Origin of the sequence: Sporosarcina sp. P32b, assembly GCF_002743335.1 — a bacterium.
Lineage (GTDB): Bacteria > Bacillota > Bacilli > Bacillales_A > Planococcaceae > Sporosarcina.
In genome coordinates this window covers 1-22484 of the sequence record NZ_PDZB01000023.1, presented here as the reverse complement: position 1 = coordinate 22484, position 22484 = coordinate 1, and the positions used below count along the sequence as shown (strand labels likewise).

The following is a 22484-nucleotide window of genomic DNA, read 5'->3' as shown; positions in this document are numbered from 1 at the left end:
GAAAGCGGTAAGCTGTCAACTGCACTGCGAAGTGTTACTTGCGAGCTTCTTCGCGTTCTTCGTCAATTTTCTTCTTAAAACGTTTAGTTTCCATAATAACTACTCCGGATAAGCCTAGCAATCCAATTAAGTTTGGAATCGCCATTAATCCATTCAATACATCTGCTAAGATCCATACTAGATCAAGTGATGCAGTGGCCCCCACATAAATAAATGCTACAAATACTACACGATATGCTAGTACAGCCACACGATTAGGGAATAGATACTGGAAGCATTTCTCGCCGTAATAACTCCATCCTAAAATAGTGGAAGTGGCAAAGAATACTAATCCAATAGAGACTAAAATGGGTCCTGTATTACCGAGGAAGGAGCCAAATGCTTGGGCTGTCAAAGCACCCGCGTCAATTGACTTATCTTGCCATTGATTACTCATAACAATAGTAACACCTGTAATTGAACAAATGATCAACGTATCGAATAATACTTGCGTCATCGAAACAAGAGCCTGACGTCCGGGCATATCTGTACGTGCAGCTGCTGCAGCGATTGGTGCAGAACCGAGACCCGCTTCGTTGGAGAAGAGTCCACGTGCAACACCAAATCGAATCACTGTACCGATAGCACCACCTGCAACTGCCTGGCCAGTGAATGCATCTGTGAAGATGAGGCCGAATGCAGCTGGAACTTGTTCAAAGTTCAATACCATAACGATCGCTCCGGCAATGAAATAGAATAATGCCATGATCGGTACGAAAAATGCCGTTACACGACCGATTGATTTGATACCTCCAAGAATAACGAGTGCGCCGAATAAAACCAAAGCGATCCCTGTAATATAATGGGGTACTTCAAATGTGCTTTTCATTACGTCTGCTACTGCTTTAGATTGTGTTCCGTTACCGATTCCGAACGCAGCTAGTGCGCCAAATATCGCAAATAGTACACCAAGCCACTTTTGCTTCAGACCATGTTCAAGATAGTACATCGGTCCACCGGCCATTAAGCCATTGGAATCTTTAACGCGGTATTTAACGGCAAGGATTGCCTCACTGTATTTTGTAGCCATACCGAAGAATCCAGCTAGCCACATCCAGAAAATCGCACCCGGTCCACCAGCTACAACAGCGGATGCAACTCCGACGATATTACCAACACCAACTGTGGCGGCCATCGCGGTCATTAGAGCCTGGAATTGTGAAATGTCACCATCTGCTTTTTTATCATGCTTCCGTGAAAAAACTTGTTTCAGTGAATAGGGCAGTAATCGTAATTGAATGAATGTTAAACGCAGTGTTAAATAAATTCCGGTACCAATTAATAAAATGAGCAACGGTGGTCCCCATATTAAATCGGACGCGGTAGTCAAGAACTTCTCGATATTCTCCATTTCATCCCCCCAATTTCTCTGTGATGTTTGTATACGTTCCCAAGATTACGAGGACCAACCCCTTTCAGTAGATTCTGATATTAACATGTTATTGTTAATAATCTAAAAAATAGAACGATTCGTCAAGCTTTTTTTGAATAAAGTGTAACAAAGATTGTTTGGTAAGTTGCAATATGGGTATAATGAAGTGAGACGTAATCGTGAATAAGGAGGCGAAACATGTATGGGTTCTAGTAAATTTGGAAGATATGTATTAGGCGGGGCGCTACTTGGAGCTGCAGTGAGTATGTTGGATAGAGCAACAAGACAGCAGACGATCACTACGGCAAGATCCTCGTATGAAAAAGCATTGTATTACAAAGAAAATCCGGATATCGTGAAAAATGAGTTCCAACAGAAAAAAGAAAAAGTACAAACTCTTGTTGATCAAGTGAAAGGTGATGTAAATTACATCAAGTCACAGGTCGATGAAATCAAGACTTTGACTCCGCAAGTTAAAGAAATGTTTGCGGATACAAAAGAAGCAATTGCTGATTCCAAATCAGATTATCAGCATATTATCGAGGACGATTCTACAGCTGCGTCTTCTGTTTCAACAGAAGGAGACGCTTCGTTGCCTCCGATGGTTCAAAAAAAAAACATAATATCATTAGAGAAAGCATAACAGTAGAATCAGTAAATGAAAGGGGGACACATCAGTTGGATAAACAAAAAAGTGCCCCTTCTTCTGATGCTGAAAATGAAGAGGAATCACAAAGAGAAAGAGTAAAAGGATTCATTAAGGATGTTAAAGACGGAGAAGAAGATGATTTTGATCCGACTACTACGAGTGGTTTTTTCAAACAATTGATTATCCGAGTGAAAGAATTGGATATTTCAGCAGCTGGTTCGCAGTTAGCGTTCTTTTTCCTATTGTCATTATTCCCTCTATTAATCTTTCTTTTCACATTACTACCTTACTTACAGTTAGACCAAAGCCAAATCTTTTTGTTTATCCGTGAGTACGCGCCGGAAAGTACAGCTTCTTTAATTGAAGGGACACTCTCTGAAGTACTAGATAATAAAAGTGGAGGATTACTGTCAGTCGGAATCTTGGCTACTATCTGGTCGGCATCTAAAGGTATGGGTGCAGTAACAAAAGGCTTGAACGATGCATATGAAGTGGAAGATGATAGAAACTTTTTCGTATCTAAAGGGTTATCGATTGCGTTTACTATTATGTTAGTGGCGACGGTAATCATCGCATTAGTCCTACCTATATTTGGCCAACCAATCGGGCAAGTGATTTTCACATTCTTAGGATTGGAAGAAACGTTCTTGACTGTATGGAACTTGATACGATTCCTCATTCCACCATTCCTGATCTTTGCAGTATTCTCTTTACTATACTGGCTAGTGCCAAGTGTGAAGTTGCATTTTAAAAGTATACTTCCGGGTGCTATTTTTGCAACAATAGGATGGATCATTACGTCACTAGGATTCTCGTTCTATATTAGTAATTTTGGAAGCTACGCCAATACGTACGGGAGTATCGCTGGAATTATCGTATTAATCATGTGGTTATACCTGTCAGCTATCATTTTGATACTCGGAGGTACAATCAATTCAGTCGTGAAAAATCGTCAAGAACATAACCAACAAATTGTATAAATAAAAAAGTGAAGAAAGGGATTGCCTTTCTTCACTTTTTTTTATTCTATTTTATTAAGCATCCGTAAACCATTTAATATGACCAATATTGTACTTCCTTCGTGTCCAATGACACCAAGAGGTAAATCCACTACTTGCATGAAGTTTGCGATAATGAGGATCGAGATGACCGCTATCGAGAAGAATACATTTTGTTTAACGATTCGTTGCATTTTTCTTGAAAGCTTAATAGCATATGATAAGCGATTCAAGTCGTTTTGCATGAGAACAACATCAGCTGTCTCTAATGCCACATCTGTACCTTCACCCATCGCGATACCGGAAGTAGCGGTAGCAAGGGCTGGGGCATCATTGATTCCATCTCCCACCATACCGACCATACCGTACTTCTTCAATAGTTGCTTAAGCTGAATCACTTTCTCCTCAGGTAGACATTCCGCTACGTAAGAATCCATACCTACTTCGTTTGCGATGGCTTGTGCTGTCTTTTCATTATCACCAGTCAACATGACGGTATGGAGACCTAAAGACTGCAGCGATTTAATCGCAGAAATAGCTTCTTTTCGCAAAGTATCTTGTAAAGCTGCTAGAGCTACAATTCCTTGTTCATCTCTCATGAAAATGACCGTTTTTCCTTCATTCGCAAGTGATACTGCCACATTGTCCTGAAATTCTTCTACTAACTCTTCGCCAACAAATTTCGGTTTACCGATTAACATGTACCCTTGATCAGTTTCTGCTTTAATACCAAATCCAGGAACGTCTTCAATATGAAGATTACGTTTAGGTTCTACACCATGCTCTGTCGCGTAATTGATGATGGCCTTTGCCAACGGGTGATTGGAAAGTGACTCCGCACCTGCAAATAAAGCAAGCGTCTCTTCCACGTCTGCACCTTCACGAACGATAAAATCCATCACAATAGGTTTTCCATTAGTCAAAGTACCTGTTTTATCAAAAGCAAATGCTTGCAAAGTACTTAAGTGTTCTAAATGGACTCCGCCTTTAAATAATACCCCTTTTCTGGCACCGTTAGAAACAGCTGCTAGTGTAGCGGGCATAATGGAAGCCATCAATGCACAAGGGGAGGCGACTACTAGCAAAACAATCGCACGGTAGAAGGTTGTAGTCCAGTCCCAGTTAAATAAGAAGTGGGGGAGGAACATCATGATGACAACTGCTGCGAGCACAATCTTTACATAAGACCCTTCAAAGCGCTCGATAAATTGTTGTGATGGAGACTTCTCGCTTTGTGCATTTTGCACCATCGTAATAATTTTTTGGAATAATGTCTCAGAACTAGGTTTCGTCATCGTCATGCGAATCGCACCGCTAATATTAACTGTCCCTGCAAATAATTCATCATTTTCCTGTTTCGTCACGGGAATAGATTCTCCGTTGATGGCTGACATATCGATCGAAGTGATGCCGCTCAAGATTTCACCATCAACGGGAATTCGTTCACCAGGTTTAACGAGCAATATAGCTCCAATGGATAGAGAATCTGTAGATACTTTTTTCTCGCTACCATCTTCAAGGATTAACCAAGCTTCCTCAGGCTGCAATTCCATCAAAGAAGATATTTCATTATGGCTTTTATTAAGTGTATAGGTTTCTAGTGCTCCACTTATTGCGAAGATGAATATCAGGATTGCACCTTCAGCCCAGTATCCAATAATACCTGAACCAATGGCCGCGAAAATCATTAGCATCTCGACATTCAGTTCTTTGTTTTTTATCGTCTCTTCAATACCTTCCTTCGCTTTAGCGTAACCGCCGATCAGAAAGGCTATGATATACAGCGTGACAGAAAAGGATTCTGTACCGTTCTTTCCTAAAATCCATGCTGCAAGAATAATGATTCCAGATAATATAGCCGCAATTAGTTCAAGACGTGCAGACCAATCAATCGTCTGTTGCGGTTGTTCTTTTGCAAGTGTAGTCATGTGATTTCCTCCTAATTGATAATGAGTTTCAATTTCAAAGCTCTTATTAAAGCAGTAAAGTCGACTCTACAGTAGTAGAATCGACTTTTCGGGCATCTAAATAGAATGAATATGAAGTTGTAATAGTTATTATCTACAGTATATCATTTCTCAATGAGAAGTGTTACTTAAATGGCTAATTAATGCAAATTGGGTTAAAAGTTATAAGGGTAAGGCTATCATTAGTGTTGAGGAGGGGATTTCTAGTACAAAGATGTGCTCCCAACGCTCCGCTTATGCTCGCAAAAGTCGTCCTACGCTACGGCTCTCGCTCTAGGCGGACGCTTTCCCATGGGCCCGCGGTGAGCCAACTAGTTCGTTGCACTCTCTTCGGTTGTCTCACCTAATCGGGCTGATCCATCGGGAGTCGCCGTCTGCCGCTCCAATCCCTTGCAATGTAAATAGATGATACTTATTGTTGTGTATTGAAGTTAGATTTGTAATTTGATCACACTTCTAAATAAGTTAAGCTCAAGTGCAAATACAATTTGAGTTCAAAATCAAGTACAAGAATAGATTTGAACTACACTTTCCAATTTAAAAACGAGTCAAAAGTGAAGCGGAGTGGAAGGCGGCGACTCGGGGAGGATCAGCTCGACAGGTGAGACAACTAAAGGAACGTAGTGACTAGTTGGCTCACCGCGAGCCCTCCCGAACGCGTCCGCCTTGAACGCAGCGTAACGATGGATAACCGCACCATCACTTATCCATGCCAATCTATTTATTTACATAAAAAAACAGCGAATGATAGTTCTCATTCGCTGCTTGCTTATTAGTTAAATACTTTTTCTTTGAACTGAGAAAGCTTTTCTAATGATGACTTGTCAATATCAGCATGTAAACTGTTACCGTGAGAGTCCATCGTGACAACTGCAGTGAAGTCCTCTACGCGTAAATGCCATAGTGCTTCTGGAATACCGAACTCCAGTAAGTCGACGCCTTCTACCTCTTTAATACAGTCAGCATAATACTGCGCCGCACCGCCTATACCATTCAAGTACACACCGCCATGCTCTTTAAGAGCCGCAAGTGTTCTAGGTCCCATTCCGCCTTTACCAATGACCGCACGGATACCGAACTTTTTCATGATATCACCCTGGTACGGTTCTTCACGCATAGAAGTCGTGGGTCCCGCAGCTTTAATCTCATACTTACCTTCATCATTCTTTAGAACAACTGGTCCACAGTGATAGATGACTTGTCCATTCAAATCAACTGGTGCGTCATTGTCCATTAAGTGCTTGTGGATTGCGTCACGGCCTGTGTACATACGGCCCGAAATTTTCACCACATCGCCAACATGAAGGTCACGAACGTCTTCTTCTGAAATGGGTGCTTGCAAGTGTACGATACGTGCAGTGGATTTTGCTTCTTCAGCTGGCTGTTCGAATGCAATTTTCTCGCCTTCATTATAGTGCCAATCCATGATTTCGCCAGTTGTTGCATTGATGTTCACTGCCATACGGCGATATGCCCAGCAGTTATACGCTACAGATACATAGAAGCTTGCGGGAATGCGGTGCATGACACCGATTTTACATCCTAATAATGTAGCTTCGCCGCCGAAGCCCATTGTTCCGATTCCAAGAAGATTGGCTTTTTCTAATACGTACTCTTCCAACTGTGCAAGCTCAGGAACTGGATTCACGTCCGTTACATCGCGGAAAAGTTGTTCTTTCGCCAAGTCATATCCAGATGAACGGTCGCCACCGATTCCGACACCGATAAATCCAGCAGAACACCCTTGTCCTTGTGCCTGGTAAACCGAGTGAAGGATACATTTGCGAATACCGTCTAAATCGCGTCCTGCACGGCCAAGGCCCTCTAATTCAGTAGGGAGGCTGTATTGAATGTTTTTGTTCTCACATCCGCCGCCCTTTAAGATTAACTTCACTTCTATATAATCTTCTTCCCATTGTTCAAACTTAACAACCGGTAGACCGATTCCTAAGTTATTGCCGCTATTATCGCCAGTTAATGAATCTACAGCGTTCGGACGGAGCTTTCCTTTTTCAGTTGCTAACTCCAAAGCGCGTACAATAGCCGCTTTGATTTCCAATTGGTTTACCCCGATTGGAGTTTTAATCTTGAATGTAGGAAGGCCTGTATCCTGACAAATTGGAGATAGTTTATCATCTGCCATATTGATATTATTTGCGATCGTATCCAAACTCATTGCAGCACTTGTGCCTTTATTTTCATTTTCTTTTGCAGAAAGGATTGCGCGTCTAACGTCTTTTGGCAAGTTTGTGGACGTTTCACAAACCAGTTCATAAATACTCTTCTCAATTGTCTCTATGTACATCTCAAAATCCCCCGTTAGTATATGTTATTTTTTCGAACTATCCATTTGTTCTTCTAATTCATCGAGTAACATGATTAGACGATCTATATCTTGGAGGTCCGTGTGTTCAGGTTCAATCGCTTCTAATGTTTCAATAAATTGATTGAATCGATTCTTCAGTTCGACGACTTGTTCGTTATTTTGTGAGTTATCCATACGTACACCTCTTTCTATCATTGATATCGTATACGAAAACACTGTCTTTTTCAATCTGATTTTGTTGGGCATACTACAAACGGCAAAAGAAAAAGAAAATAATAGAATTTTCATTAAAACACTTTACAATTAACAGAATAGTTGTTATAGTAAGTCTAATCAAAAGAAAAGGAGGTCGTAGTTATAGAGACGAATCGAATCCTAGACACATAACAACGAAGGAGGGGATCCGTAACAATCCAACATTGGTGAACACGTTGGATAACTACGAATGTAAACATGCAAACTGAAGATGCATCAAATAATTAGAGACCTTATCTGTTGGTAGTGAACATACAGATAAGGTCTCTCATTTATTGTGTAATCGCATTTCCTTTCTCATATTCCTTCACTAACTGATCCAGTGAATGAAATTCATAGCCTTGTTTCTTTGCATCTCGAATGAAATCGGGGAGTGCCTCTGCATTATCAGGAGATACGGTATGCATGAGAATGATAGCACCCGGGTGTAATTGATTCATCAATTCGTTATAGGCATACGCTTTTCCTTTTCGTTGATCGCGGTGCCAGTCAATGAATGCAACAGACCAGAAAATATGCCTGTACCCAAGGTCATTTCCTTTCTGCAGTAACTTCGCATTAAATGTTCCCTCTGGCGGCCTCGCGTAGATTGTTCTCTTTTGTCCAGTAGTAGCATAGACAACTTCATCCAACCTCTTCCATTCATTTTCCATCTGTTGCTCAGTTATATTGGCCATGTTCGGATGGTCATATGAATGATTTCCAATGCCATGACCATCTTTCGCCATGCGTTTGACTAGATCACTGGCGCTTTTTACATAATGACCAGTCAAGAAAAATGTGGCGGGTGCTTTCTCTTTCTTTAGTGTATCTAAAATGCTTTCCGTGTAGCCGTTCTCATATCCGTTATCGAATGTTAGATAGACGACTTTTTTATCATCTTTCCCTTTATAGATTGCACCGTAATCATCAAGCAATTGATCCAGTTCGGCTCCTGCAGAAGGGGGAACTCCTTCAGTAGCCTTCTTGAAACCCCAATGTAAAGCTTCTGCTTGGACAGTAAAGGGATTCATCACCACTCCAACTATGAGCAAACAAGATGCCAGTAAAATTCCTGACAAATGATGAGTCATTAAGCGTCACTCCTTTTTACTAAGCATGTGTCAATCCGCTTTTTGTATGTATGTAATGAAAAAATGTTTGTCAAAACGTAAAAACGTCTCAACAAACATTTGAAATTATATTAATAGGTTTTCAAGCGCCGGTCGTAAGGAAGGATAATCAAATATAAATCCATTAGCCAACAACTTTTCCGGTAATACATGTTGACCTTGCAGTACGACAATACTCTTTTCTCCCAATGTAGCTTCCATCGCAAAACTTGGTACCGGGAACCAATGCGGACGGTGCAACACTTTTCCAATCGTTTTTCCGAATGCATTCATATGCATTGGGCTCGGTGCCACTACGTTAACAGGCCCTTCCACGTCTTCATTCTCTATGGAGAAGAGAATGGCATTGGCTACGTCTTCCACGTGAACCCAAGAGAACCACTGATTGCCTGAACCAATTTTTCCACCTGCAAATAATTGATAAGGAAGCTTAATAAGTGGAAGTGCTCCGCCATCTTTCCCTAATACAATACCGAATCGGGTGTATACAGTACGTACGCCCATTTCATTTGCCTGTCCCGCAAGTTGTTCCCAGTCATAGACGGTTTTGGCTAGAAAATCATCGCCTACTGCAGTGGAGTTTTCGGTATATTCAGCGGTCAGTGATGTAGGATAAATGCCGATCGCACTCGCATTCACTAGGACACGAGGTTTCTTTGGGAGTGTTCGTATCATACGCAACACTTCTTGTGTAGCTGTTATTCGGCTATCATAAATCTGCTTTTTTCGTTCTTCAGACCACCGGCCGTCATCTATAGACACTCCTGCTAAATTAACGAATGCATCTGCTTGCCCGATTTCATTCTCAGGTGAGGCATCATCCGTCAACCATTGGACATAGTGAACTCCATTAAGCTGCGATGAAGGCTTACGTGTTAAGATCACTACTTCATGACCATTATCTTTCAGTTTCTTCGTTAAGATGCTGCCAATGAATCCAGTTCCCCCTGTAATAACCACTTTCATAATGGTTTCCCTCCATTCTCTTGAAAATTAATACACTATTGCTGACCAGCACCACTAGAAGCGGTATACTAAGATAAAGTAGGTGATGGAAACGTGCCGCTTATTACCAAAATATCACAACAAAAACGAGATAGCGAACGTTATAATATTTTCCTTGATGATCAATATGCATTTAGTGTCCATGAAACAGTCCTAGTGAAATTTGAACTTACGAAAGGCATGGAATTGGACGATTGGTCAACGGATGAGATTGTATATTCAGACCAAATTGAAAAAGCATTTAACCGAGCATTACATTTTTTGTCGTTTCGTATGCGGAGTGAAATGGAAGTTAAAAAGAAATTGCTTGAAAAAGAATATGGAGAAGCTGTTGTTCTAGAAGCTATCGTGAAATTAAAACGACTCGGCTTTTTGAATGATGAAGCATTTTCGGAAGCGCTTGTACGTACGGAAAAAAATAGTACGTTAAAGGGTCCAAGAGCTATTCAGCAATCTCTCTATAAAAAAGGTATACCCAAAGAACTGCAAACTCAAGCATTGGAGGAATATACAATGGAAGACCAAATGGCTAATGCCATGAAACTGGCTGAAAAAACGATGCGATCGAATAGTTCACAGCCGCCAGCACAAGTTAAGCAAAAAATACAGAATTCATTGGCTAGAAAAGGTTTTTCTTATCAGCAAATTTCGGAAGTTCTCAGCAATTTAACAATCGAGCGGGACGAAGAAGAATGGTCCGACATTACGTCTGCATTCGGTGAGAAAGCATGGAGACGATACCAAAGTAAATACTCAGGATCCGACCTTAGACAACGCGTGAAGCAATCAATGTATCAAAAAGGCATTCCACTCAGTCAAATTGATCAATTTATTGAACAGAAAAGGAATGAAGAAGATGGATACTGAAAAACGTTATAGTGATATGAATGAAAACGAGCTGCGTAGTGAAATTGCTAACCTAATGGAAAAAGCGCGTAAAGCCGAACAGATGGGGATGATTAGCGAATATGCAGTTCACCAAAGAAAGGCAGTTCTTGTACAATCATATCTTGTAGACCCGGCTAGTATTAAGCCAGGCGAGATGTACCGTATTGAAGGAGACGATGGGGTCTTCTTCCAAGTAGATTACCTTAAAGGATTGTTCGCATGGGGATATCGCTTAGGCGGCGAGAGAGCTGAAGAAGCATTACCGCTTGCTATGTTGAAAGATATAAAAAGCGGAAAATAAACAAAAAAGAGCGCTCGTGCATTATGCACGAACGTTCTTTAGTTATTTGGGGCGAAATTAAGCTTTTTACGAAGTTTTTCTTCTGAAAAGATCCATCCTGTATAAGAATTGACTACTTCTAAGTCTTCATTGACGTGTGCGACTGCAACGAATGGGTAGTACCCTTTGCTTCGATAACGCAAATCAATTAAACGGACTTCGTAAATATGTCCTTTTTCCGAAATGGACCAACGATAAAGAGGCGAAAATGAAGTGAAAGCTTGCATGTTCGGATCTTCTAGTGCCGCTTCAACTTGAGGTGACATCGGCATGACTTCGCGCTCGAATCGTTCGTAAATAGTAATGGAACGTCCGTATGCTCGTCCTACATAATGGTCAACATCTGTCGTGGCAGCAACTCGCCACTGGAAGAAATTCATCGTAGGCGCGGTAAATATATGCGTCGCGTTAGGAATCGTCTTCTTGACTGCATTCTTCACTGCGCTCTTCACAGCGAAGCGCAATAGGTAATAGAAGAAGATGACGACATATAATGTGGACATTGTAAAGACGGGATCTGCGCCGAACACCCATGCCATGATCGCAATTACATGGAGGCCAAATATAATGGGGTCAAATGTATTAATGACTCCTATGGCTACCCACTTATGAGAAAATGGACGAAGGGCTTGTGTTCCATATGAGTTGAAAATATCAACAAATACATGTGTGAACACGGCTAAAAATGTCCAAGCCCAGACATGAAAGAATATGGCTCCGGGAACAAAGAATGTCAGCAGTATGGAAATCATCAACGGCCACAGCATAACAGCCGGAACTGAATGCGTGATACCACGATGATTACGTAAATAGACAGCATTGTTTCGAAGTTTCAATACCGTATCTATATCGGGAATTAGAGATCCGACCATAATTCCTGCAAAAACAGCGCCCATTGTGGCAGGCTCAGTTGCTACGACTGAATCGGCAAGAGCTAATCCACTGATCGCAACACCCATAGCGATATGTGTACCTGTATCCAAATTATCACTCCTTAATCGAAAGAGTTATATGCTACTTATAATTATATACCCTTTATTATTATAACTAAAAGTATTTACATGAAGAAGCGAGGTCCATATGCAAATTATTGAACAAAAGAAAGCATTCCAAGATGCGTTATTGACTTGGTATGAAGCTGAAAAACGAGACTTGCCTTGGAGAAGAACAGACAATCCATACTATATCTGGATTTCTGAAGTTATGTTACAACAGACACGAGTGGATACTGTCATACCGTATTATGAGCGTTTTATTAAAAAGTTTCCTACGATGCAAGATCTTTCAAATGCACCAGAAGAAGAGATTTTGAAAATGTGGGAAGGACTTGGCTATTACTCCAGGGTGCGTAACCTACAGTCAGGTGTAAGAGAAGTCGTTGAAACCTATGGTGGGAAAGTTCCTAATAACCGAAAAGAAATTTCTACATTAAAAGGAGTCGGGCCATACACGGCAGGTGCTATATTGAGTATTGCCTATGGAGTACCCGAACATGCAGTAGACGGAAATGTTATGCGGGTGTTGTCGAGAATTTTATTAATTGAAGAAGATATCGCTTTGCCCCGTAATAAAAAGTTATTTGAGCAAGCCGTGATGGAATTAATTTCGGAAGAAGATCCATCATCCTTCAACCAAGCGCTTATGGAACTGGGTGCAACGATATGTACGCCGAATCCACACTGTTTATTGTGCCCTGTTAGGGAGTTTTGTATCGCCTTTGAAGAGGGAAAACAACAGCAATTGCCAATTAAAATAAAAAAACAGAAAATGAAGCATGTTTCGCTAGCTGCCTTTGCCATTCAAAATGAAGACGGCAATTGGTTGTTGCAAAAACGTCCCAGCACTGGGCTTCTCGCCAGTCTGTGGGAATTTCCAATGATTGAACTTCAAGAAGCTTCTGCGGTGGAAGCATTTGAAAAAGAGAATGGAATAAAACTAAAAAAAATTCAAGAATTACCGCATGTGCTCCATGTGTTTTCACATATAACATGGGATATTCATGTATATCGTGCACAATTGGATGAAGAACATACAAAAGGCGATTTGCAGTTCTTCACTACACAAGAAGTTCTGGCACTACCGAAGTCAAAGCCTGTTCTAAAAATAATCGATTTGCTTGAATGGTAAAAACTTTATAACCTCCCGTGAATAAAACTCCGACTAACAGGACATCATAGTGAGTACGGAGGTGAATAAAACATGCCAAATCAATCAAAACGTAATTCACAGCAAGATCCATCTATAACAGATGCGAACCAAGTGAAAAAACAGAATGCGCAACAATCGATGAATGAAGAGTTCGCTTCCGAGACGGACGTCAATCAAGTACGTCAGCAAAACGCGCAATCTGCGATGAACATGCAGTCTTCTTCATCCGCGATGCAGTCCTCTATGAATGAGGAGTTCGGATCTGAAACAGATGTCAATGAAGTGAAGAAACAAATTAACAAAGCAGAAGCAAACAAACAAAATGCTTCAGGAGCACGTGCGAACCAAAATAAAGGTTCAAACTAAGCAGGAACATCACCGACCGGTAGAAAAGGCTAGTATAAGCCATTTCTACCGGTTTTTTTGTGTGAAAAAGCATGCTGTGGACCTACTGTATTGAATGAATTACGAAATAGATGGTTGAATCGTTTTAAATTTAGGAAAGCTGTTGGTATAATGAACAGATAGCAAGAGCGGCAAGGCTCAAAGGTGGTATAAAAATGGCGATTCCAAAAGAAGGAGAAACAGTACAGATACACAGCTACAAACATAACGGCAAAATTCACCGTGTCTGGCAAGAGACACTCGTTTTAAAAGGTACACGCAATATTATCATCGGTGGCAATGAACGCACGCTCGTGACTGAGTCAGATGGTCGCACGTGGCTGACACGTGAACCATCCATCTGCTATTTTCATGCGGAAAACTGGTTTAACATCATTTGTATGTTGCGTGAAGATGGTGTCTACTATTACGTTAATATGAGTTCACCATTCGTTTACGATGAAAAGTACTTGAAGTATATCGATTATGACTTGGACGTTAAAGTGTTTCCTGATATGAGCTATTTGATTCTCGATGAAGATGAATATTCAGATCATAAACGTCAAATGAATTATCCAGAAGTCATCGATTTAATCTTGCAGGATAACTTAAAGAAGCTTCTTGGCTGGATCAAGCAAAGGAAGGGTCCATTTGCTCCTGATTTCATTGATGTTTGGACATCACGTTTTGAATTTTATAAGCAAATCCAAGAAGAGCAAATCTAGACCTGCTTGCACTCGTGCAAGTCAGGTTTTTTTAGTAGGAGGAACACGATGGGCGAAAGCATTAAACGTTATCTTCAATTTGTAAAGCCTTATAACTGGCAAATTGTCTTCACTGTTCTCATTGGTGTTGTGAAGTTTGCGATTCCACTATTTTTACCATTACTAATTAAAATTGTGATTGATGATATTATCGGTTCCCCGACGTTAAGTGATTCGGATAAAACACAGCAATTATTTTATTGGCTTGGCGGGACGATCATTGTGTTCTTCTTGATCCGTCCGCCTGTGGAATATTATCGTCAATACTACGCGCAATTAGTAAGTAATAAAATTTTGTTCGATATCCGTAAATCACTGTATAGTCATTTACAAAAGCTTGGACTGCGCTTTTATTCAAATACACGTGCGGGTGAAGTGATTTCGCGGGTGATCAATGACGTAGAGCAAACAAAAAACTTCGTCATGATTGGTTTGATGAATGTCTGGCTTGACTTGGCAACTATTATTATTGCAATTGCTATTATGTTGACTTTGGATGTGGAGCTAACGCTTGTCACATTGCTGGCATTTCCGTTTTATGCATTCAGTGTCAAACATTTCTTCGGTAAATTGCGTCAGTTAACACGTAAACGATCTCAGGCGCTCGCTGATGTACAAAGTTATTTGCATGAGCGTGTGGCGGGAGTAAGTATTATTAAAAGTTTTGCAATCGAAGACAAAGAGCAGGAACGTTTTGATGAAGTGAACAATAAATTCCTTGACCGGGCAATTGAACATACACGTTGGAATGCCAAAGCGTTTGCAGTCGTTAATACGATTACCGATGTGGCTCCATTACTCGTCATTGGCTATGCAGGTTACCAAGTAATCAACGGTTCATTAACTGTCGGAACGATGGTCGCTTTCATCGCATTTATAGAAAGACTATACTCACCTTTACGTCGACTAGTTAATTCATCCACTTCATTGACGCAATCATTTGCTTCGATGGATAGAGTACTAGAATTAATGAATGAAAAGTATGACGTTGTTGATAAAGAGGATGCAAAAGCATTACCATCGATTGCTGGGGAGATCGAGTTTGATCGTGTCAGCTTTGCATATGAAGAAGAGGAAGTACTGTCAAATATTAGTTTGAAGATCCGCCCTGGTGAAACAGCTGCACTTGTTGGTATGAGTGGGGGTGGGAAATCAACCATTATCAGTTTGATCCCAAGATTTTACGACGTGACGTCTGGTGCTATTCGCATCGACGGCCATGATATCCGCGACGTAAAGGTTAAATCGCTTCGTGATCAGACCGGTATGGTACTTCAAGATTCAATTTTGTTCAGTGATTCTGTCAAAAGTAATATTTTGATGGGGAAGCCAGATGCCACTGACGAAGAAGTCATCGCTGCAGCAAAAGCCGCAAATGCGCATGATTTTATTGAAACATTGAGCGAAGGATACGATACGAGGGTAGGGGAACGGGGCGTGAAGTTGTCAGGTGGACAGAAGCAACGTATATCCATTGCTCGCGTCTTCCTAAAGAACCCGGCATTGCTCATCTTGGATGAAGCAACTTCCGCCTTGGATTTAGAAAGCGAAGCGCTTATCCAGGATTCATTAGAACGCTTAGCACACGATCGCACTACACTAATCGTCGCTCATCGACTATCTACCATTACGCATGCGGATTGTATTTATGTAATAGATCACGGTGATTTAAAAGAATCAGGTACCCATAAGGAATTGATGAAACTAAACGGTACCTACGCTGGCTTATACAATCGTCAAGAGCTTGGGGGATAAGTAGAAAGGTGGACATGGGCAGGATCAGCGTGTGTACTGTAACGAAAATGCGAACCATTCGGCAAATGAACTTCAACTATTTATACAAATAAAAACGGCACAAGACTAGTATAGTCTTGTGCCGTTTTATTAATAGAATTCATCTTCTAAAATGTTCTCTTCATCTTCATACCGTGTTTGATAAGAAGTGATCAGCGTATCCAGATGTTCTAGCTGTTCCTCGTAATTCAGGATGGACGAGAGGACATGAAGTAAATGATAAGAAGAAAACTCTTCTTCTTCATTGGTGATTGCAATTTCCTTCACGAAAATATTCATTACTTCTTGTCGTTGCATAAACTCACTATGTGTTTCATCGTCGTCGAAATCCGCTTTTAGCTTACCAACGAATTTCAGATGAAGTTGTTCATGATAGACGAGTAATGACTCTAGACGCTCCTGAATCATCATTCGGAAATGCTCCGGAAGATTGATGAGTTCATTTTCATACATATGCATCCTTTTAAGAACGTCATAACTACTCCTAGTTGTAGCGATCAATTGTCGATAGACAACAAGCCGTCTCGCTTTTGCGGCAGTAGTTTTCTTGAAATAGCTGCGCTCTTCTTTAAATAATAAGTACAGCTGATCAATTTGTATCAGACGTTCCTTTAACTTACTCAACGATTTCTTCATAGCAGTATGTTCAGACACTTGACGACCTGCTAGACGCGTCCAACGAATAATTTCGTCCTGTGCCTGATGAATCGCCTGAAACAGTTTCGTTTCATATTTCGGTGGCATGAACACTAGATTCACAATGAACGCCGCTAGTACACCTACCAAAATTGTACCTACACGAAGAAGGGCAAATGTTAAGAAGGCATCATCTTTAACCTCCATCACTGCAATCATCGTAACGAGTGCAAGTGACATAGATTTTTCGAGGCCGAGTTTCAACATAATGGTCATGACGATGACAGCCGCCAAACCGACAATTATTAGTTGAGGCCCGAAGATGAGAGTGAATAAGACTGCTATAGTGGCACCGATTAAATTACCTTGCAATTGTTCTACTATTGTTAAGTATGATCTGTAAATAGAGGGTTGGATTGCGAAAATAGCTGCAATACCTGCGAACACTGCTGTAGGTAATTCTAATAAATTTGCGAGAAACAGAGCAAATACAATCGCAATACCCGTCTTAAAGACGCGGGCACCAAGTTTCATTGGGTAATTCCTTTCCTAAAAGCTCTTTTATGCTTACTTTACAATATACGCATAAAACGGTCAATTGTTCTATTTCAAAGCGCCTTAAATGCGTGATCTACTGCTTCAAGAGTTTCGTTTATATCGGATTCTGTATGAGCAGAAGTTAAGAACCATGCTTCATACTTAGATGGTGCCAAGTTGACACCGTTTTTCAGCATCCCTTTAAAGAAACGACCGAAAATTTCACCGTCTGTTGCTTCAGCTTGCTTGTAGTTTTCCACTTTGACGTCTGTGAAGAACAATGTAAGTGCGCCTCCGAGACGATTGATCGTCAATTGGACACTGTGTTTTTTAGCTAGTTCTAGAATACCATCTTCAAGTAACCCGCCTAAGCGATCCATTTCTTCATAGATGCCCGGTTCTTGAAGCACTTCCAGACAAGCAATTCCAGAAAGCATAGATGCAGGATTTCCAGCCATTGTTCCAGCTTGATAAGCCGGCCCTAGTGGGGCAACTTGTTCCATAATTTCTTTTTTACCGCCGTATGCGCCAATAGGTAAGCCGCCGCCGATAATCTTCCCGAACGCTGTTAAATCCGGCTGAAGGCCAAGTAATGTCTGTGCTGCACCATAATGAAAACGGAATGCTGTAATGACCTCATCATAGACAGTCAAAACGCCTTGTTCTTTAGCTAACTCATGAACAAGTTCCAAGAAACCTTCATTTGGCTCGACGATTCCAAAGTTCCCGACAATCGGTTCGATGAGAATACAAGCAAGTTCATCGCCCCATTGCTTCATCGCTTCTTTATAGCTTTCGGGATCATTGAACGGAATCGTAATGACCTCTTTCGCGATAGAAGAAGGGACGCCTGCAGAATCTGGCGTGCCTAAAGTAGCGGGACCAGATCCAGCAGCTACTAATACAAGATCCGAGTGACCGTGATAGCAACCAGCGAACTTCATAATCTTTGTACGACCAGTATAAGCTCTTGCTACACGAATTGTTGTCATAACAGCTTCTGTACCGGAGTTAACGAAACGAACTTTGTCCATTCCTGGAATAGCTTCTTTTAACATTTTTGCAAATTGTACTTCGTGGCGTGTAGGCGTTCCATAGAGTACACCTGTTTCCGCTGCCTTCGTAATGGCTTTTGTTATGTGAGGATGCGCGTGTCCTGTAATAATCGGGCCGTATGCTCCTAAGTAGTCAATATAACGATTACCATCTACATCATAGAAATAAGCGCCTTCTGCACGTTCCATAACAGTAGGTGCACCTCCGCCAACCGCTCCGTAAGCTCGGGCTGGGCTATTGACACCACCCACAATATGTTCACATGCTTCTGCGTAGATTGCTTCTGAATTTTTTCGGTTCATTAGTTAATTCCTCCAAATCAATTATACGTTATCCATTTTAGCATTAATGGGAGTGAAGTCTCTACCTTCAGAGTGAAGTATAGGTAAATTGTAAAATTCAAAAACTTCCTATACGATAAGTAAAGAGAGATCGAAGTGTACTATTCATTTTTATTAGAGGAGGATTCTTAATGGAAAAATTAGAAGGAAAACAAGCACCTGCATTTTCGCTAGCAAATGAAAATGGCGAAATGATTTCATTGAATCAATTCAGAGGGAAAAGTTATGTAGTATTGTATTTTTATCCGAAAGACTCCACACCTGGTTGTACAACAGAGGCTTGTGATTTTCGTGATGCGCAATCAGATTTTGAAGGGCTAAATGCGGTAATACTTGGTGTCAGTCCAGATCATGAAGCGTCTCACCAAAAGTTTATCGCGAAGCACAGCTTGCCATTTTCTTTGCTTGTGGATGAAGATCATGCGGTAGCTGAACAGTATGGTGTTTGGAAGCTAAAGAAGAACTTCGGAAAAGAGTATATGGGAATAGAACGATCTACATTCTTGATTGATCCAACAGGTACCGTAGTGAAAGAATGGCGGAAAGTTCGTGTGAAAGGTCATGTGGAAGATGCACTTGCGACACTTGAGCAACTGACGAACTAGGAGGCAATCACTATGAAGATATTATTTACATTTAAGATCAAAACTTCATTTAAAGAGCAATTAAAAGAGAAGTATTCAAATGTGGAATTCCTGTATACAACCAATATTGATGAAGTGTCGTTAGAAGATATAGAAGTAATCGTGACAGATGGTGGAGATTTGAAAGCAGAACATGTCGAAAAAGCTACTGAACTGAAATGGGTCATGGTTGCGGCTGTAGGAGTCGATACATTGCCGATCGAAGCACTTCAGGCGCAAGATGTTCTAGTCACCAATTCTCATGGTGTTCATAAAATGCCGTTAGCCGAATCTGTATTAGCTCATTTATTATCACTTGAAAGGGGTTTACCAGGTATTTATAAGAGAGAAGCTGAAAAAGAGTGGGAGCTAGACTCTTTACCAGGTGAAGTGAATCACTCCACTGCATTAATAGTAGGAACTGGAGCGATTGGCGAAGAAATCGGAAGACTTTTGCAAGCATTTCATGTACATACAATCGGATGTAACCGTTCAGGGCATTCAAATCCTTATATGAACGAAACGATTTCCTTGAATGAAATTCTTGAAAAGCTTCCTCATGTCGATTATGTGATTTCCATATTGCCAAGCACTCCTCAAACGCGATGGATTTATCAGCCAGAGCATTTCCGCGCAATGAAGGAGACAGCTGTCTTTATGAACGTGGGTAGGGGGGACGCAGTAAGAGAGCAGTATGTGTTAGACGCGTTAAAACAACAGGAAATCCGCCATGCGGTACTGGATGTCTTTGAAACAGAGCCATTACCTAAAGATAGCCCTTTTTGGGAGTTGCCGAACTGTACGGTATCCCCGCATATGTCCAGTCTTTCCGATCAATACATTAAACGTTCCTTAGATATTATGGATACTAATCTTGAGAAATGGGTGGCGGGAAACAGAGATCTCATCAACCAAGTGGATTTAGCAAAAGGCTATTAATATAGCGTTATCGGCAGAATAGTTGACAATACACCTCATAGTTGAGTAAACTAATTATAATGATTATAAAGAAGTAATCCTTATGAAGTGAGGTGCATTACGATGCCTGGAGTATTCTTAAAAGATGCGTTAGTGACATTGAAAGAAAGTGGTGTGAGAATTACTCCGCAACGACATGCGATTCTCGAGTATTTAATCACATCTCATTCACATCCAACTGCTGATGAAATCTATAAAGCGCTAGAAGAAGACTTTCCTAATATGAGTGTGGCGACAGTTTATAACAACTTGCGTGTATTCCAAAACTCTGGATTAGTAAAGGAGTTAACATATGGAGATGCGTCAAGTCGTTTTGATTTCGTGACACATGATCATTACCATATTATTTGTGACGATTGCGGAAAGATTGTAGATTTCTACCATCCTGGTCTAGAAGAAGTAGAACGTCTAGCAGCGCATGTAACGGGTTTTCAAGTAAATTCACATCGTTTAGAAGTGTATGGAACTTGTCCTGACTGCGCAGTAGCACAACAGACTCAAGCGAAATAAAAGAGTGTAACCCATTGTGGGTTACACTCTTTTATTTTGTATTATTTTTCTTGCTTCACTTTTTTATTATACGTGATATCGAATTCTTTACCTTCAAGGTTTGGATCGAGTGTTAATGGCTCACGGCAATGTCCACACATATCAACTCGTCCAAGCACTTTAGTATGCTTACCGCAATTCGGACATTGTACTCGTACAGCCCGCGTTGACAAGGTACCAATCCACGCGTACACCACTGTACTACCGATAATTGCAAGCATTCCCAAGAACATAAAGATCAACATGACAATTTCATTGGAACGGAAAAAGATCCCGACATACATAATGACAACACCAATGAAAATAAGTGCTAAGGCAAATGATCGAATACGATTTATTTTATTTTTGTAAGGCTTCATCTTAAGTTTCCTCCTAACGCTATCCTCACCTAATATATCATATTATTATTTAATTGCAGTATAAACTCCCTTTAAAATAAAGGATTTTGTGTGAAATTCGTCGAAATAGAGTATTCGAGATGATCTTATAGAAAGCTAGGAGGCGAGATAGTGGAACAAATGCTACGGCCAGTGTACCAAGAGAGAGCTAGTTTACCTGAGACATTAAGTGTGCTCCTCATTGGCAATCAAAGAGAAGACGACCCGATCACTGATACCTTTGATGAAATCTTATTTATAATTACCTCAAACAATGAGATACCCATTCAGACCAAACACTATACAGATGGTAAACGTAAGGCGGCTATGCACATCATTAGCGAAAGACAACTAACACATTGGTTGCTTGTAGGAACAAACAAGAAAATCATTGATTGGCTTATCCTCGGAAAAGTATTCTTTGACCGTGATGAATATGCGGAACGACTGAAAGAACGTTTATCCGAAGAACCGCTGTTTGGTAGGGGCATTAAGATGGGGATGGAAATGGCTAAAATGATTCGCGCTTATAATGAAGGGAAAATTCATTTCGAAAGAAAACAACATATGGATTCTTATCTTTACGCGATCAATACATTACATCACCTAGCAAGGTTCGTGGCCGTTAAACGCAACGTATTACCTGAAAATACCGTCTGGGCACAAATGAAGAAAATAGATCCAGCTGTTTTTAAGTTATATGAAGAATTGATTGGCAGTGAAGAGGAACTAGGGAAACGTTTGGATTTGGTGTTCTTGGCAAGTGAGTTCTTCATCCATAACTATACAAATGAAGCTGCGGTACATTTGCTGACTATCATGAGTGAAAAGGAATCATGGACCGTCCAGCAATTGCATGAACAGGAAGAGTTAGCGTTGTATTCCTCGGACCTAGAGTTCTTTATCGAGTATTTGGTAGATAAACATTTAATTGAAACTACGCAAGTACCATCTAAAAATGAGTTGCTATTCCATAGAGAGTACCGTATTATAAGGGCTCGGTAGCTGTCGTAGAGCGATTCCGAGATCGCTCTATAACTTTTATTGAAATAGTTGTTGACTTATTCTTTGACGTCATGTTATTATAGTAAATGTCGCTTGGGAGAAACGTTCTAACAACGCGTACAACACATTCGAAAAAAGAATTTTAAAAAAGACTTGACGAATGAAAGCAAGATGAGCTATATTAGAGAAGTCGCTTTTACAAGAAGCGCAAAACATGAACCTTGAAAACTGAACAGCAAAACGTTAACGAAATACAGTTTGTGCACCTAACGGTGACACAAACAAAATGAGTATCTTAATTGATGCCAGCAAATGAAACTCGAGCTAATCGAATTTCTCTT

At 40.7% G+C, this 22484-nt stretch carries 22 protein-coding genes; 12 read left to right on the top strand and 10 right to left on the bottom strand.

Annotation, left to right across the window (positions count from 1 at the left end; translation table 11 throughout):
• Positions 1–34: 34 nt before the first annotated feature.
• The gene (locus CSV64_RS13615; RefSeq protein ID WP_099635133.1) at positions 35–1390 is read right to left on the bottom strand and encodes an alanine/glycine:cation symporter family protein; all 1356 of its coding nucleotides are present in this window, start codon (positions 1388–1390) and stop codon (positions 35–37) included.
• A 223-nt stretch (positions 1391–1613) separates the two neighbouring features.
• Between CSV64_RS13615 and CSV64_RS13610 the strand changes: the two genes are divergently transcribed.
• Both CSV64_RS13610 and CSV64_RS13605 read left to right on the top strand, forming a co-directional pair.
• A complete protein-coding gene (locus CSV64_RS13610) occupies positions 1614–2054 on the top strand; it encodes a hypothetical protein (protein WP_099635132.1) in 441 nt (146 codons plus the stop codon).
• 35 nt (positions 2055–2089) lie between these two features.
• Positions 2090–3040 carry a YihY/virulence factor BrkB family protein gene (locus tag CSV64_RS13605; protein WP_099635131.1) on the top strand — a complete coding sequence of 317 codons (951 nt, stop codon included), beginning with the start codon at positions 2090–2092 and terminating at the stop codon, positions 3038–3040.
• A gap of 41 nt (positions 3041–3081) precedes the next feature.
• Here the strand turns inward: CSV64_RS13605 and CSV64_RS13600 are convergent, their stop codons facing one another.
• The 5 genes from CSV64_RS13600 to CSV64_RS13580 form a co-directional block, all read right to left on the bottom strand.
• Positions 3082–4986 (bottom strand): heavy metal translocating P-type ATPase, encoded by a 1905-nt coding sequence (locus CSV64_RS13600; RefSeq protein WP_099635130.1) that lies wholly within the window; start codon positions 4984–4986, stop codon positions 3082–3084.
• A gap of 811 nt (positions 4987–5797) precedes the next feature.
• On the bottom strand, positions 5798–7330 hold the full coding sequence (locus CSV64_RS13595; RefSeq protein ID WP_099635129.1) for a fumarate hydratase: 1533 nt from the start codon (positions 7328–7330) through the stop codon (positions 5798–5800).
• 24 nt (positions 7331–7354) lie between these two features.
• On the bottom strand, positions 7355–7525 hold the full coding sequence (locus tag CSV64_RS16765; RefSeq protein WP_099635128.1) for an SE1561 family protein: 171 nt from the start codon (positions 7523–7525) through the stop codon (positions 7355–7357).
• A gap of 353 nt (positions 7526–7878) precedes the next feature.
• The gene (gene pdaA, locus CSV64_RS13585; RefSeq protein ID WP_099635127.1) at positions 7879–8679 is read right to left on the bottom strand and encodes a delta-lactam-biosynthetic de-N-acetylase; all 801 of its coding nucleotides are present in this window, start codon (positions 8677–8679) and stop codon (positions 7879–7881) included.
• Between the two features lie 105 nt (positions 8680–8784).
• The gene (locus tag CSV64_RS13580; RefSeq protein ID WP_099635126.1) at positions 8785–9684 is read right to left on the bottom strand and encodes a TIGR01777 family oxidoreductase; all 900 of its coding nucleotides are present in this window, start codon (positions 9682–9684) and stop codon (positions 8785–8787) included.
• A 93-nt stretch (positions 9685–9777) separates the two neighbouring features.
• On the opposite strand from CSV64_RS13580, the gene recX reads away from it, so the two are divergent.
• Both recX and CSV64_RS13570 read left to right on the top strand, forming a co-directional pair.
• Positions 9778–10590 (top strand): recombination regulator RecX, encoded by an 813-nt coding sequence (recX, locus tag CSV64_RS13575; protein ID WP_099635125.1) that lies wholly within the window; start codon positions 9778–9780, stop codon positions 10588–10590.
• Positions 10580–10912 (top strand): YfhH family protein, encoded by a 333-nt coding sequence (locus tag CSV64_RS13570; protein ID WP_099635124.1) that lies wholly within the window; start codon positions 10580–10582, stop codon positions 10910–10912. Before recX ends, CSV64_RS13570 begins: the two co-directional genes overlap by 11 nt.
• 38 nt (positions 10913–10950) lie before the next feature.
• Here the strand turns inward: CSV64_RS13570 and CSV64_RS13565 are convergent, their stop codons facing one another.
• Positions 10951–11934 (bottom strand): metal-dependent hydrolase, encoded by a 984-nt coding sequence (locus tag CSV64_RS13565; RefSeq protein ID WP_099635123.1) that lies wholly within the window; start codon positions 11932–11934, stop codon positions 10951–10953.
• A 97-nt stretch (positions 11935–12031) separates the two neighbouring features.
• Here CSV64_RS13565 and mutY point away from each other — a divergent pair, with 97 nt between their 5' ends.
• The 4 genes from mutY (at position 12032) to CSV64_RS13545 (ending at position 16002) form a co-directional block, all read left to right on the top strand.
• A complete protein-coding gene (gene mutY, locus CSV64_RS13560) occupies positions 12032–13078 on the top strand; it encodes an A/G-specific adenine glycosylase (protein WP_099635122.1) in 1047 nt (348 codons plus the stop codon).
• A 72-nt stretch (positions 13079–13150) separates the two neighbouring features.
• A complete protein-coding gene (locus CSV64_RS13555) occupies positions 13151–13465 on the top strand; it encodes a gamma-type small acid-soluble spore protein (RefSeq protein WP_099635121.1) in 315 nt (104 codons plus the stop codon).
• A gap of 194 nt (positions 13466–13659) precedes the next feature.
• Positions 13660–14208, top strand: a complete 549-nt coding sequence (ntdP, locus tag CSV64_RS13550; protein ID WP_099635120.1) for a nucleoside tri-diphosphate phosphatase — start codon at positions 13660–13662, stop codon at positions 14206–14208.
• Positions 14209–14256: 48 nt separating this feature from the next.
• Entirely contained in the window at positions 14257–16002 is a 1746-nt protein-coding gene (locus CSV64_RS13545) for an ABC transporter ATP-binding protein (protein ID WP_099635119.1), read from the top strand.
• 129 nt (positions 16003–16131) lie between these two features.
• Here CSV64_RS13545 and CSV64_RS13540 read toward each other — a convergent pair whose 3' ends face one another.
• Both CSV64_RS13540 and CSV64_RS13535 read right to left on the bottom strand, forming a co-directional pair.
• Positions 16132–17211, bottom strand: a complete 1080-nt coding sequence (locus CSV64_RS13540; protein WP_099635118.1) for an FUSC family protein — start codon at positions 17209–17211, stop codon at positions 16132–16134.
• Positions 17212–17285: 74 nt separating this feature from the next.
• Positions 17286–18572 (bottom strand): glutamate-1-semialdehyde 2,1-aminomutase, encoded by a 1287-nt coding sequence (locus CSV64_RS13535; protein WP_099635117.1) that lies wholly within the window; start codon positions 18570–18572, stop codon positions 17286–17288.
• A 170-nt stretch (positions 18573–18742) separates the two neighbouring features.
• Between CSV64_RS13535 and bcp the strand changes: the two genes are divergently transcribed.
• From bcp to perR, 3 genes are all read left to right on the top strand, one after another.
• Complete coding sequence (gene bcp / locus CSV64_RS13530) at positions 18743–19216, top strand: thioredoxin-dependent thiol peroxidase (RefSeq protein ID WP_099635116.1); 474 nt, start codon at positions 18743–18745, stop codon at positions 19214–19216.
• A 12-nt stretch (positions 19217–19228) separates the two neighbouring features.
• Complete coding sequence (locus CSV64_RS13525; RefSeq protein ID WP_099635115.1) at positions 19229–20173, top strand: D-2-hydroxyacid dehydrogenase; 945 nt, start codon at positions 19229–19231, stop codon at positions 20171–20173.
• 102 nt (positions 20174–20275) lie between these two features.
• Positions 20276–20722 carry a peroxide-responsive transcriptional repressor PerR gene (gene perR / locus CSV64_RS13520; RefSeq protein WP_099635114.1) on the top strand — a complete coding sequence of 149 codons (447 nt, stop codon included), beginning with the start codon at positions 20276–20278 and terminating at the stop codon, positions 20720–20722.
• A 41-nt stretch (positions 20723–20763) separates the two neighbouring features.
• Here perR and CSV64_RS13515 read toward each other — a convergent pair whose 3' ends face one another.
• On the bottom strand, positions 20764–21120 hold the full coding sequence (locus CSV64_RS13515; protein WP_099635113.1) for a YgzB family protein: 357 nt from the start codon (positions 21118–21120) through the stop codon (positions 20764–20766).
• Positions 21121–21279: 159 nt separating this feature from the next.
• Here CSV64_RS13515 and CSV64_RS13510 point away from each other — a divergent pair, with 159 nt between their 5' ends.
• Positions 21280–22143 carry a nucleotidyltransferase-like protein gene (locus tag CSV64_RS13510; RefSeq protein WP_368665184.1) on the top strand — a complete coding sequence of 288 codons (864 nt, stop codon included), beginning with the start codon at positions 21280–21282 and terminating at the stop codon, positions 22141–22143.
• Positions 22144–22484 lie beyond the last annotated feature (341 nt).

Coding starts and splice junctions, on each gene's coding strand:
- CSV64_RS13615 (WP_099635133.1), bottom strand. CDS start 1,390: ATGGAGAATATCGAGAAGTTCTTGACTACCGCGTCCGATTTAATATGG.
- CSV64_RS13610 (WP_099635132.1), top strand. CDS start 1,614: ATGGGTTCTAGTAAATTTGGAAGATATGTATTAGGCGGGGCGCTACTT.
- CSV64_RS13600 (WP_099635130.1), bottom strand. CDS start 4,986: ATGACTACACTTGCAAAAGAACAACCGCAACAGACGATTGATTGGTCT.
- CSV64_RS13595 (WP_099635129.1), bottom strand. CDS start 7,330: ATGTACATAGAGACAATTGAGAAGAGTATTTATGAACTGGTTTGTGAA.
- CSV64_RS16765 (WP_099635128.1), bottom strand. CDS start 7,525: ATGGATAACTCACAAAATAACGAACAAGTCGTCGAACTGAAGAATCGA.
- pdaA (WP_099635127.1), bottom strand. CDS start 8,679: ATGACTCATCATTTGTCAGGAATTTTACTGGCATCTTGTTTGCTCATA.
- CSV64_RS13580 (WP_099635126.1), bottom strand. CDS start 9,684: ATGAAAGTGGTTATTACAGGGGGAACTGGATTCATTGGCAGCATCTTA.
- CSV64_RS13570 (WP_099635124.1), top strand. CDS start 10,580: ATGGATACTGAAAAACGTTATAGTGATATGAATGAAAACGAGCTGCGT.
- mutY (WP_099635122.1), top strand. CDS start 12,032: ATGCAAATTATTGAACAAAAGAAAGCATTCCAAGATGCGTTATTGACT.
- CSV64_RS13555 (WP_099635121.1), top strand. CDS start 13,151: ATGCCAAATCAATCAAAACGTAATTCACAGCAAGATCCATCTATAACA.
- ntdP (WP_099635120.1), top strand. CDS start 13,660: ATGGCGATTCCAAAAGAAGGAGAAACAGTACAGATACACAGCTACAAA.
- CSV64_RS13545 (WP_099635119.1), top strand. CDS start 14,257: ATGGGCGAAAGCATTAAACGTTATCTTCAATTTGTAAAGCCTTATAAC.
- CSV64_RS13540 (WP_099635118.1), bottom strand. CDS start 17,211: ATGAAACTTGGTGCCCGCGTCTTTAAGACGGGTATTGCGATTGTATTT.
- CSV64_RS13535 (WP_099635117.1), bottom strand. CDS start 18,572: ATGAACCGAAAAAATTCAGAAGCAATCTACGCAGAAGCATGTGAACAT.
- bcp (WP_099635116.1), top strand. CDS start 18,743: ATGGAAAAATTAGAAGGAAAACAAGCACCTGCATTTTCGCTAGCAAAT.
- CSV64_RS13525 (WP_099635115.1), top strand. CDS start 19,229: ATGAAGATATTATTTACATTTAAGATCAAAACTTCATTTAAAGAGCAA.
- perR (WP_099635114.1), top strand. CDS start 20,276: ATGCCTGGAGTATTCTTAAAAGATGCGTTAGTGACATTGAAAGAAAGT.
- CSV64_RS13515 (WP_099635113.1), bottom strand. CDS start 21,120: ATGAAGCCTTACAAAAATAAAATAAATCGTATTCGATCATTTGCCTTA.
- CSV64_RS13510 (WP_368665184.1), top strand. CDS start 21,280: ATGCTACGGCCAGTGTACCAAGAGAGAGCTAGTTTACCTGAGACATTA.